Genomic DNA, 11,706 nt, shown 5'->3' with positions numbered 1-11,706 from the left:
AGCGCGCCGCTCTGGCACTTTCCCGTGTCAACACATGACCAGCTTTCAGGAGTACCGGAATGGACGTTCGCGCAGCCGTAGCCTTTGAGGCGGGAAAACCTCTGGAAATCACGACCGTTCAGCTGGACGGGCCGCGCGCCGGCGAGGTGCTGGTGGAAATCAAGGCCACCGGCATCTGCCATACCGACGAGTTCACGCTTTCGGGCGCTGATCCGGAAGGCATTTTCCCGGCCATTCTGGGACATGAAGGCGCTGGTGTGGTGGTTGATGTCGGCCCCGGCGTTACCTCGCTGAAAAAGGGCGATCACGTGATTCCGCTCTACACACCGGAATGCCGCGAATGCGAATATTGCCTCAATCCGAAAACCAATCTTTGCCAGTCGATCCGCGTCACCCAGGGCCAGGGCCTGATGCCCGACGGCACGTCGCGCTTCTCGATCGAAGGCAAGCCAATCTTTCACTACATGGGCACCTCCACATTTGCCAATTTCACGGTGCTGCCGGAAATTGCGCTGGCCAAGATCAACCCGGACGCACCGTTCGACAAGGTCTGCTACATCGGCTGCGGCGTGACCACCGGCATCGGCGCCGTGATCAACACCGCCAAGGTCGAGATCGGTTCCAAGGCGATCGTCTTCGGTCTCGGAGGCATTGGCCTCAACGTATTGCAGGGCTTGCGGCTTGCCGGCGCCGACATGATCGTCGGCGTTGACCTCAACCCGTCCAAGGTGGAAATGGCGACGCGGTTCGGCATGACCCATTTCGTCAATCCCAGCGAAGTCGAAGGCGATCTGGTGCCCTATCTCGTCGACCTGACCAAGGGCGGCGCCGATTACACATTCGACGCCACCGGTAATGTCGGCGTCATGCGCACGGCGCTGGAATGCGCCCACAAGGGCTGGGGCGAAAGCATCATCATTGGTGTCGCAGGCGCTGGCCAGGAGATCTCCACGCGGCCGTTCCAGCTGGTAACCGGCCGCTCCTGGCGCGGCACCGCATTCGGCGGCGCGCGTGGACGTACCGATGTACCGAAAATCGTTGAATGGTACATGGAAGGGAAGATCGAGATCGACCCGATGATCACCCACACGATGGGGCTTGAAGGCATCAACGAAGCCTTTGACCTGATGCACAAAGGCGAAAGCATTCGCAGCGTCGTCATCTACTGATACCTGTCGCACAAAATCGTGCAGCGGTTTTGCAATAGCGCCATGCAAAAACAATGAGCCAATGCGCGTCAGCCGGAACCGGTTTGATGCGGCGCGCATTGGTACCGATAAAACTCCATCCGCCAGCAACGGAATCAGTCCATGAAAATCGTCTCGGAAGCCAAGGCCCATGGCGGTCGTCAGGGCGTCTACACGACCTCATCGCAAGCCTGTGGGTGCGACATGACCTTCGCCGTGTTCACGCCGCCGCAGGCCAAGGAGCAATTGTGCCCGGTGGTCTGGTATCTCTCCGGACTGACCTGCACCCACGCCAATGTCATGGACAAGGGCGAATACCGGCGGCTTGCGGCCGAGCTCGGGCTGATCATCGTCTGTCCGGATGTGAGCCCGCGCGGCGATCATGTGCCCGACGAGCCCGACAACTGGCAGTTTGGCAAGGGTGCGGGGTTCTATCTCGATGCGACCCAGGCGCCATGGGCCAGCCACTACCAGATGGAAACCCATATCCTGGAAGAATTGCCGGCGCTGATCGCCGGTCATTTCGCCGCCGACATGGGACGCCAGGCAATAATGGGCCATTCCATGGGCGGGCATGGCGCGCTGACCTTCGCGCTCAAGAATCCGGAACGGTTCAAAAGCTGTTCGGCGTTCGCACCGATCGTGCAGCCCTCGACAGCGGACTGGTCACGCCCGGCCTTGGCAAAATACCTTGGCGACGATGAAAGCCTCTGGCGTCGCCATGATGCGACCCTGCTGATTGCCGACGGTGCGCGGTTTGAAGCCTTTCTGATCGACCAGGGAACTGCCGACGGGTTTCTCGACGCCGGTTTACGACCGTGGTTGCTGGAACAGGCCTGCACCGATGCCGGGATTGCACTGACACTGCGCATGCAGGAGGGCTATGACCACTCCTACAATTTCATTTCGACCTTCATGGAAGACCACCTCGCCTGGCACGCCGAACGGCTCGGCTGACGCTCGCAGCCAATACCGCAGCAATAGTCAAAGGCCGGCACACCAGCCCGACCGTGTTTCGCGGGTAGCGACCGTCTTTGACCTCAAGCCGTTGCTAAAGGGGGCTGGCAAAGTCGGTATTGAGGGTACTGCGCGCAGTCACGAGCACTTTGGCGACAGTGACGGCGCAATGCTCCCTCAGGGCTTGCAGGAATCGAGAACCAGCGCTGCCGCCTCGAATTCGACCTGCCGCTTGGCTCGGCGCGCGGCGGCCTCGTGGTCCTCACCCCAATGGGCCACGTTGAAATCCTCATCGACATGCGCAGCGTCCCATATTTCAGAAGGGGTCGCCTGGCCCTCGGCCAGCGCCAGCGCCAGCAGCAGCGAGCCGGTCAGAGAGGTGACCGCGTGCAGCGCCGTCATTTGCAGATCAGAGGAATGGCGCCGCAACAAGACCGCCAGAGCCCGAATGGCTTCGGCGGGCTGTTCGACATGGACGATGCCTTCGGCCAGCACCAGCCGCGCTCCCTGATTTGACGCCCAGTCGAGATAGGGATCCCAGATTTCAGCTTCGCGGGTCGCCAGCGCTTCCGGAGTTCCTGCGCGGTAACACAACAGATCGGACCCGCCGTAGCTCAGGATCTCCTCGAACACGGCTTCCCGCGCCATGGAGACGCCATCGAGTGCGGTATTGACCATGCGGGTGAGCGGCATCGTCGCCGGATCGATGGTTTCTGCCTGAGCCGCCCATTCGGCAGCAATCGCCTCGGCAAGGGTTTGATCCGGCACGCCGAGTTCATGGCGCGAGGGGGTGCGAACGCTCTTGCCGTCAAGCGCTACCACAAACCCGCCCTCGGCGCCTGGCACCGCGGCGGCTTGGGTGTAGAACCGCTTGGGCAATTTCTTGCGCAGTCCCACCTGTGCCTGCTGGACCGGATCGGACATCTTGCCGTCACCAAGATCAAGATCGCTGAGAATATCGCGCATGGGAGCGTCTCCTGTCGTCAGATAAGGGCGGCGATCTCGTCGGCGTGGTTGACCACGTGCCGTGCACCGGCGGCGTGCAGCGCGTCGACAGGCGCATAGCCCCAGGCGACACCGATGCCGCGCGCGCCGGCGTTGACCGCCATTTGCATGTCGTAGATCGCGTCGCCGATCACCACTGTGCTTTCAGGCTCAATGCCGGCATGCGCGCAGCATTCAAGCACCATCGCCGGGTGTGGCTTGGAGGGGCAATCATCGGCGGTACGGGTGACAAAGAAGGACTTGGTCATGTCGTGATTGGCCAATATCGCATCGAGGCCGCGGCGCGACTTGCCGGTGACCACGCCAAGAATGACATCGTCACGCCCCGCCAGGGCATCTATCAGCGGCAGAATTCCGTCATAGGCGGGCTCCGGCGCTCCACCCGACTCAAGGTGGAGCGTGAAATGCTCCTTGTAACGTGCGGTCATCGCCGTAATTTCTTCGTCGACCGGCCGGGCCAGCATTTGCGCGATCGCGAGATCAAGCGTCAACCCGATGATCGACTTGGTAAGATCGAGTGTCGGCCGGGCTGCGCCAAAATCAACAAATGTGCGCTCCATGCAAGCATGGATTACAGCGGCGCTGTCAACCAGCGTGCCGTCGCAGTCAAACAGCGCCAGCTTCATTCATCCTTCTCCCCGGCTGTGGATTCCTCAAAACCAAGCAGGTTCCAGGATTGAACCATGTGCGGTGGCAAGGGGGCGGTCACCGACAGCCGCCCGCCATCGGGATGCGGCACCGAAATATGCCTCGCCAGCAAATGCAGCCGTTTCTGCATGCCGCTGGGGAATTCCCAGTTGTAGTCGGTATCGGAATACTTTGGATCACCGATGATCGGGTGGCCCAGATGCAGCGCATGGACACGCAGCTGGTGGGTGCGGCCGGTATAGGGCTCGAATTCGAGCCAGGCGAGGTTCTGGGCGGCCTTGTCGATGATCCGGTAATAGGACACCGCATGGTCGGCGCCCTGCTCTCCATGCCTGGCTACGCGCATCCGGTCGCCATCCTCGGTGGCTTCCTTGATCAGCCAGGTGGAGATCTTGCCTTCCCTGTCGCGCGGCACGCCCTTGACCAGTGCCCAGTAGGTTTTCTTGGTGGTGCGCTCGCGGAAGGCCGCAGTCAGCGCCTGCGCCGCACCGCGGGTGCGGGCAACCACCAGAACCCCGGAGGTGTCGCGGTCAAGCCGATGCACAAGTCGCGGCTTTTCGCCTTTCTTGTTGCGCCAGGCTTCCAGCATTTCATCCACATTGCGGGTGACGCCGGAGCCGCCCTGAACCGCAAGCCCGGCGGGCTTGTTGAACACCAGTACCTTGGAATCCTCGTGCAGCAGCATCTGACTGAGCACATCGTGGTCATTGCTGTTGCGAATGGTCTTGGCAGTCAGCGGGCCGGTGGATTTCTCGTCGACATCCATCGGCGGAACCCGGATGGTCTGACCGGGCTGCACCCGCGCGTCGGATTTGACCCGACCACCATCAACGCGGACTTGCCCGGATCTGAGCAGCTTTTGCAGCGGCCCGAAGCCGAGGCCTGGAAAATGCACCTTGAACCAGCGATCGAGCCGCATGCCGGCTTCGTCTGGTTCGACCTGTATGAGCTGTACGCCCGCCATGATGGGTCTCTTGGATTTGTTCTCAGAGCTGGCGCGCAAGCCAGAGGCCGCCAAACAGCGCGAGAATGGACAATGTCACGCTGGCAATCACATAGGCAGCCGCCGCCGTCAACGCGCCACGCTCGTAAAGCGTCACTGCATCAAGCGAAAATGCGGAAAAGGTGGTAAATCCGCCGAGAAAGCCGGTTGCCAGCAACAATCGCAGATGCGCGTCACCCGCCGAGCGCCGCGCCAGCCAGGCGATCAGCAGGCCCATGGCCAGCGATCCGACAATGTTGACGACCATTGTTCCCCAAGGAAATCCGGGGCCTGACCAGCGGATTACCGCCGATGCCGAGAGATGGCGCGCCACGGCGCCGAACCCGCCGCCGATAAAGACAAGAAGAAGTGCGTTCATCCACGCTGCTTAACCGAATTTGACGCGCTGATAAAGACACCAGTTCCGGGCAGTAACCCGGATTTCCGGTGCAACACCGCTCAGCCCTTGCCCGCCAGCGCGATGTCGTCGGCAAATTCCTGCACAAAGGCATCAAGCGCTGCCCAGTCGGTAAATTCATGGTCCTTGCCGGTGTCGAGCGGCCCATCCTCGCTGGCGGAGATCTGGCGCATCAGCATGCGTTTGAAAAAGTCATATTCGAGAAATTTCAGCGCGCCGGCAGCGTGATGGATGCGGCGTGGACGAAAGCCGGTCTTGCGCTCCAGCTTGGCCGGAAACCCCTCGGCCTCGGCGCGTTCCTCGGCGTTTTCGCTGTGAATGCCGAGCGTAACCGAGATCAGCGCCGTGGGGACCGCTTCCAGCGCATCCTTCCAGTCGTGCAGGAACCGGACCATCGCGTCGGGATAGCGCCCCATATGGATCGGCGCACACAGGAGCACACCGTCAAACCTGCCCGGAATGGCAAAGCCAGGCTCGCGAACGTCGCCGACGATGACGCTGTGGCCGAGTTCTTCAAGCTGGTTGGCAGCATGTTCGGCAATCTTGCGACTGTGACCTTCGACCGTGGCGTATAGAACCAGAATGGGCATGGTGCACTCTCCTTGATCTGTTCGGGCAGAGAATGCCCCACGGGCGAAGATCCGGCATTGACGCAGGTCAACCGCTTACGCGACGCGCCTTCGCCAATAGCACCGAGCCCGGCAATTCCGGCGAGGTTCCGGCGGCAAAGGCCGCATCCACCAGATCGCAAATCAGCGCATTGACCGGCGCGGTGCGGCCATGGGATTCGGCCAGACGGCAGACTGCACCGTTGAGAAACCTGGTTTCGGCAGACTTGCCGGCCATGAGGTCGTCCCAGGATGACGACCGCGCGGTGTCATCCATCTTGAGTTGTTGGCGCGCAACAACCTGAAACACAGGGGTTGGCAGCCGCAACACACGGGGGATCAGCCTCGGATTGGTGCGGGTGGCGCCGACCGGTTTGATACCGGCCGCGTCGAGCGCTGCCAGAAGTTCACCCATCGCCATCGCCAGCACCTGCCGGTAACCCGGATCGCGGAATTGCTGAAACAACGGAACGCCGCTCAAGATGTTGAGGCCGTTATTGAGATTGAGCAGAAGCTTGCCCCATTGCACTGCCTCAATATCGGCGCGGGCAGCCATCTTCAGACGCCCGCCCCGGGCTATTGCCACAAGCAGCTCGGTGGCGGCTGAGCTGCCCAGCAGCACGGTTCCCTCCATCGCACAGTGAACCGCGTTGGGCGACAGCCGCACCACATTGAAGGGCACCGATCCGGCAATTATCTGATGGCCAGACAGACACGCTTTCAGCACGTCGACATTGCCAACACCGTTTTGCAGACTGATCACTGTGGCGGTGGGGCCAATCACACCCGCCAACTCGGCGGCAGCTGTTTCGGTGTCTCCGGATTTGGTGCAAAACAGGATGATGTCGCACCTGGCAAGCAGTTCCACCCCGCCGGCGCGGTACCGCTCAGGCTTGAGCGTGGTGTGGAAACCATCATAGCGCGTTAGCGTCAGCCCGCGTGACAGCGATGCAAGCGTTACCCCGCGGGCGACAAACGCGACCTGGGCGCCCGAGGCGGCCAGCATGCCGCCGACATAGAGCCCAATGGCACCTGCGCCCATGATGCCTATTGTCGGCCGCCGGGAAGGGTTTGAGGACGGATCAGGCTGCGGCGTGTCAGCACGCATGCTCCCTACCCCTTGTCTGCGCGTTCCTGCCGCAGCCGCGACCAGAACTCCAGCCGCTTGCGGATATCGCGCTCAAAGCCACGCTCGGGCGGATCGTAGAATTGCTTGCGGCCAAGCTTTTCGGGAAAATAGTCTTGTCCGGAAAAGGCATCGGGCTCGTCGTGGTCGTAGCGGTAGCCTTCGTTATAGCCCTCGGCCTTCATCAGCTTGGTCGGCGCATTGAGGATGTGCTTGGGCGGCAGCAGCGAGCCTCCCTCCTTGGCGACCCGCCTTGCGGCTTTATAGGCGGTGTAGACGGCGTTGGATTTGGGTGCCGTGGCGAGATAGACGCAAGCTTGGGCCAGGGCCAGTTCACCCTCCGGCGAGCCCAGAAAATCATAGGCATCCTTGGCGGCATTGGCGACCACGAGCGCCTGCGGATCGGCCATGCCGATTTCCTCCGAGGCCATGCGCACCAGCCGTCGAGCCAGAAACAGCGGATCCTCGCCAGCATCAAACATCCGGCAGAGATAATAGAGCGCGGCATCGGGATCCGAACCGCGCACCGATTTGTGCAGAGCTGAAATGAGATTGTAATGGCCGTCCTGGCCCTTGTCGTAGACCGGCGCGCGGCGCTGGACGATCCCCACCAGCGCCTCGGTGTCGAACATCTCGTCGTCACGGGCGGCACGCCAGACTTCCTCGGCCAGCGTCAACACGGCACGACCATCGCCATCGGCCATCCTGAGCAGGCTCGTCCGCGCGTCGGGCTCGAGCGGCAACGGCTTGCCCGTGTCGGTTTCAGCGCGCACCAGCAGGCTTTCGAGGCTTTCCTCGTCATGCGACTTGAAGGTTAGTACCCGGGCGCGTGAGAGCAGCGCAGCATTGAGTTCAAACGAAGGATTTTCGGTGGTGGCGCCGACCAGCACGATGGTGCCATCTTCCATCACCGGCAGGAAGCTGTCCTGCTGGGCGCGGTTGAAGCGATGGATTTCGTCGACGAACAGCAGTGTCTGACGCCCTGACATGCGCCGGGCACGTGCCGTCTCGAACACTTTCTTGAGATCGGCAACGCCGGAAAAGATTGCCGAGATCTGGTCAAATGCCAGATCGGTCTCGCCGGCCAGCAGCCGCGCCACCGTGGTCTTGCCGGTGCCTGGCGGGCCCCAGAAGATCATCGAGCCTAGACTGCCCGAGGCGATCATCCGGGTGATGGCACCATCGGCGCCGGTCAGATGCGGCTGGCCGGTGACTTCAGCCAGACTCGCCGGCCGCAAGCGATCGGCAAGTGGACGCTTGGCGTTGTCCATGGCTGCAGGATCGGCGAAAAGGTCACTCATCTTGTCACCGAATGATCTGGCGGATGCGCCGACCGTCGCGAATGATCTCGAAACGCCAGAAATTGGCGCCTCTTTTCAGCACTTCGGCGAGACCATCGACCGTGGTGATGGTGGCGCCGTTGACATCGGAGATGATGTCACCCGGCCGGAACCCGTAGCGCGACGCCAACGACTGGCGTGGCACCTCGATGATGATCACACCGCGCAACGATGGCGACAGCCGCAATTGATCGGCAATCCGCGGGGTGATGTTGGAGACCACAGCGCCGGCAAACGGGTTCTCTCCCTCCAGCGTCCGTCGATCACGCGGATCGTCGGCGGGCGCCGCCTGCAAGGTGATCTTGACGGTCTTGCGCCCCTTGCGGCCCAGGACATCGAGTTCGGCGGTGGCGCCGACGCCGGTGGTGGCGAGACGGTAGCCCAGCGCATCGGGATGTTCCACCGGCTGGCCATTGAAGCCCAGGATGATGTCGCCGGCGCGCAGGCCCGCCTTGGCGGCCGGTCCATCGGCGGCCACATCGGAGATCAGCGCGCCGGTGGCGTGATCGAGGCCGAGCGCTTCGGCGATGTCGGATGTCACGGTTTCAAACGTGGCACCGATATAAGGCCGCTCGAAAATATCGGAACCCGATTCCGCGGTTTCGACCACAGCCCGCACCAGATTGGCGGGGGTGGCAAAGCCGATGCCGTTGGAGCCGCCGGAACGGGTAAAGATCGCCGTGTTGATACCTATCAGGTGGCCATTCATGTCAATCAACGCGCCACCGGAATTACCCGGATTGATGGCTGCATCGGTCTGGATAAAAAAACCGAAATCGGAGACGCCGACGCGGTTGCGCGCCAGAGCCGAGACAATGCCGCTGGTCACGGTCTGGCCGACACCGAACGGATTGCCGATGGCGAGCACGATATCGCCGACCTCGATGGAATCGGTGTCACCAAACTCGATCACCGGGAACGGCCCATCGCCTTCGATCTGGAGCACTGCGAGATCAAAGCGCTCGTCCTTGAGTAGGATGCGGCTGTTGAATTCGCGCCCGTCGGCCAGAGCGATGCGGATGTCGTCAGCATCCTTGATCACATGGTTGTTGGTGACCACCAGCCCGCTGCTCTGGATGATGACGCCGGAGCCAAGCGAGGATTGGCGTTCGGTGCGGTTGGGCAGACGCTGGCCGAAAAACTGTTCAAAAAACGGATCGCCCGCAAAGGGTGAAGACCGGCGCTGGACCAGACGGTCGGCATAGACATTGACCACAGCCGGCGCGGTGGCTTTCACCAGCGGCGAGAACGACTGCATTACCTGGGCGCGCGATGCAGGCAATTGGCGCTGCGGCTCTGTGGTTGCCGGAGGTGTGAGCGAATCGACGCCCGGCTCGGTGGTGCCGCGCAGCACGTCCTTGAACAGCTTGCCGATTGCGTCGCCGACCGAGTCACTGGCCGCGTTGCCGACCGCATCCTGAGCCACCACAGGCAACGGCGTCGCCGCAACAAGCGCAAAGACAGCGAGCAAGGCAAATGAAATGACGCGGAGGCGCGAGCGATCTGGAATCATGGCGGGAATCCTCAATGTTTTGCAATAGTATGGCCTGACTGGTGCAGCAAAGTCATCACCAGTTTGGCGGCTTCAAGGCAGCGCGCCAATCGCGCCTGCGGCAATTCTGTCGCCCAACTCACACACTTCTCCATCCGGCGACCGTGCGCAACAGGTGCAACTCACACCGACTACACGAAAAAGTGGCCAGAACGGCCCTTGTCAGGCCACCCTAACCGCTATCTTGATGGGGCAACACGCGCATGAACCACACCTTGTCGACCTTACGGGAGTCCTCACCGCCATGCCACGCTACCACCCTCGCCCGATCGCCAGCTCGCAGATCACACCAGAAGACAGTTATCTCAACCGCCGCGACATGCTGCGCATGACCGCCGCCGGTGGGATCGCGCTATCAATGCCCTCGCTTGCGCAGGCAGCCATTGCACAACAAGCGCTCGCATCAAAGCCTGGCGGGTATGATCCGAAAGAAGAGTGGACACCCGAGAAGGATGTCACCAGCTACAACAATTTCTACGAATTCGGCACCGGCAAGGACGATCCGGCCGCCAATTCGGGCGACTTCAACCCGCTTCCCTGGACGCTCAAGGTCGATGGTCTGGTCAACAAGCCGATGAATTTCGACCAGGACGATCTGCTGGGATTTGAACTCGAAGAGCGGGTCTACCGGATGCGGTGCGTGGAAGCCTGGTCGATGGTGATCCCCTGGATCGGCTTTCCACTTGCTGCCCTGCTTGACCGGGTCGAACCACTCGGCAGCGCCCGCTATGTTGCCTTTGAAACCGTGGTTCGCCCGGAGGAAATGCCGGGGCAGCGCGGCGTGTTCCAGCCGCTGAACTGGCCCTATGTCGAAGGCCTCAGGCTTGACGAGGCGCGCCATCCGCTGACGATCCTGGCGACAGGCCTCTATGGCAAGACGCTGCCCAACACGAATGGCGCCCCGGTGCGGCTGGTCACGCCATGGAAATATGGCTTCAAGGGCGTCAAGTCGATCGTTAAGATTACACTCACCGAAGAGCAGCCAGTAACCACATGGAACCGACTGGCCCCTTACGAGTACGGCTTTTACGCCAACGTCAATCCGGCGGTCGACCACCCGCGCTGGAGCCAGGCTACCGAGAACCGGATCGGCGGTGGCGGTTTCTTCGGCTCCAACAAGCGCGAAACCTTGCCGTTCAACGGCTATGCCGACGAGGTCGCCAGCCTGTATGACGGCATGGATCTGAAAGCAAATTTCTGACCATGATGCGACTGCCCTCGATGCCAAAGCGGCTTCACGGCCTCTCGATCTGGGCGCTCTATGCGGCTGGCCTGATTCCGGCTGTCTGGACATTCTATCTCGGCGCGACGGGCCAACTTATTGGCAACCCAGTCAAGATCTTTGAGCATCTGCTGGGCGAATGGGCCTTGCGGTTTCTGATCCTGACGCTGGCAATCTCGCCACTCAGAGATTTGGCGGGTATCAACTGGCTGCGCTATCGTCGGGCACTCGGCCTGTTGGCATTCTATTACGTGGCGATGCATTTCCTCGCCTACATGGTGCTCGACAAGCGGTTGGCTTTCGGCGTGATCATTGATGATGTCGTCAAGCGCTGGTTCATCACCATCGGCATGGCGGCACTGGTAATGCTGATCCCGCTGGCGCTGACATCCAACCGATGGTCAATCCGCAAGCTTGGGCCGGGCTGGGCCAAGTTGCACCGGCTGATTTACCCGGTTGCCGCAGCCGGAGCCCTGCACTTTTACCTGTCGGTCAAGGTGATCGGCGCCCGGGAGTTGATCTATGCGGGGTTGATAGTGGTTCTGATCGGATGGCGCCTGGTTCGCAGGCGTTTCATGGCCTGGAAACGGGCGACGGGGGCACGTTCTTCGCCCATTGCCGGGTCTGCCTGATCACCCGGAAAACAGCCCTCGTTCACGCA

12 protein-coding genes are annotated in these 11,706 nt (G+C 61.6%); 4 read left to right on the top strand and 8 right to left on the bottom strand.

From position 1 onward, the window contains the following. The first annotated feature begins 59 nt into the window (after positions 1-59). Both ACK6D9_RS12545 and fghA read left to right on the top strand, forming a co-directional pair. Entirely contained in the window at positions 60-1,169 is a 1,110-nt protein-coding gene (locus ACK6D9_RS12545; protein WP_412048768.1) for an S-(hydroxymethyl)glutathione dehydrogenase/class III alcohol dehydrogenase, read from the top strand. Between the two features lie 141 nt (positions 1,170-1,310). Beyond that, on the top strand, positions 1,311-2,144 hold the full coding sequence (gene fghA, locus ACK6D9_RS12540) for an S-formylglutathione hydrolase (RefSeq protein ID WP_412048767.1): 834 nt from the start codon (positions 1,311-1,313) through the stop codon (positions 2,142-2,144). Positions 2,145-2,321: 177 nt separating this feature from the next. On the opposite strand, the gene ACK6D9_RS12535 is transcribed toward fghA, so the two are convergent. The 8 genes from ACK6D9_RS12535 to ACK6D9_RS12500 all read right to left on the bottom strand — a co-directional run bounded on the left by ACK6D9_RS12535 (position 2,322) and on the right by ACK6D9_RS12500 (position 9,784). Further along, entirely contained in the window at positions 2,322-3,110 is a 789-nt protein-coding gene (locus ACK6D9_RS12535; protein ID WP_412048766.1) for an ATP12 family chaperone protein, read from the bottom strand. Between the two features lie 17 nt (positions 3,111-3,127). Beyond that, the gene (locus ACK6D9_RS12530) at positions 3,128-3,775 is read right to left on the bottom strand and encodes an HAD-IA family hydrolase (RefSeq protein WP_412048765.1); all 648 of its coding nucleotides are present in this window, start codon (positions 3,773-3,775) and stop codon (positions 3,128-3,130) included. Beyond that, positions 3,772-4,761: an RluA family pseudouridine synthase gene (locus ACK6D9_RS12525; RefSeq protein WP_412048764.1), complete on the bottom strand. Its 990-nt coding sequence runs from the start codon at positions 4,759-4,761 to the stop codon at positions 3,772-3,774. Before ACK6D9_RS12525 ends, ACK6D9_RS12530 begins: the two co-directional genes overlap by 4 nt. A gap of 22 nt (positions 4,762-4,783) precedes the next feature. Continuing rightward, entirely contained in the window at positions 4,784-5,158 is a 375-nt protein-coding gene (gene crcB / locus ACK6D9_RS12520) for a fluoride efflux transporter CrcB (protein ID WP_322989465.1), read from the bottom strand. Positions 5,159-5,238: 80 nt separating this feature from the next. Then, complete coding sequence (locus tag ACK6D9_RS12515; RefSeq protein WP_412048763.1) at positions 5,239-5,787, bottom strand: flavodoxin domain-containing protein; 549 nt, start codon at positions 5,785-5,787, stop codon at positions 5,239-5,241. Between the two features lie 67 nt (positions 5,788-5,854). Further along, entirely contained in the window at positions 5,855-6,913 is a 1,059-nt protein-coding gene (locus tag ACK6D9_RS12510; RefSeq protein WP_412048762.1) for a 2-dehydropantoate 2-reductase, read from the bottom strand. A 5-nt stretch (positions 6,914-6,918) separates the two neighbouring features. Beyond that, positions 6,919-8,232 carry a replication-associated recombination protein A gene (locus tag ACK6D9_RS12505; protein WP_322990936.1) on the bottom strand — a complete coding sequence of 438 codons (1,314 nt, stop codon included), beginning with the start codon at positions 8,230-8,232 and terminating at the stop codon, positions 6,919-6,921. A 4-nt stretch (positions 8,233-8,236) separates the two neighbouring features. After that, positions 8,237-9,784 carry a DegQ family serine endoprotease gene (locus ACK6D9_RS12500; RefSeq protein ID WP_412048761.1) on the bottom strand — a complete coding sequence of 516 codons (1,548 nt, stop codon included), beginning with the start codon at positions 9,782-9,784 and terminating at the stop codon, positions 8,237-8,239. Positions 9,785-10,067: 283 nt separating this feature from the next. Between ACK6D9_RS12500 and msrP the strand changes: the two genes are divergently transcribed. Both msrP and msrQ read left to right on the top strand, forming a co-directional pair. Then, positions 10,068-11,024 (top strand): protein-methionine-sulfoxide reductase catalytic subunit MsrP, encoded by a 957-nt coding sequence (gene msrP, locus ACK6D9_RS12495; protein ID WP_412051804.1) that lies wholly within the window; start codon positions 10,068-10,070, stop codon positions 11,022-11,024. Between the two features lie 2 nt (positions 11,025-11,026). Continuing rightward, a complete protein-coding gene (msrQ, locus tag ACK6D9_RS12490; protein WP_412048760.1) occupies positions 11,027-11,677 on the top strand; it encodes a protein-methionine-sulfoxide reductase heme-binding subunit MsrQ in 651 nt (216 codons plus the stop codon). Positions 11,678-11,706 lie beyond the last annotated feature (29 nt).

Source organism: Hoeflea sp. Naph1 (assembly GCF_046837775.1).
GTDB lineage: Bacteria > Pseudomonadota > Alphaproteobacteria > Rhizobiales > Rhizobiaceae > Hoeflea.
The sequence above is the reverse complement of the archived record's forward strand: the minus strand, read 5'-3'. Positions and strand labels throughout refer to the sequence as shown.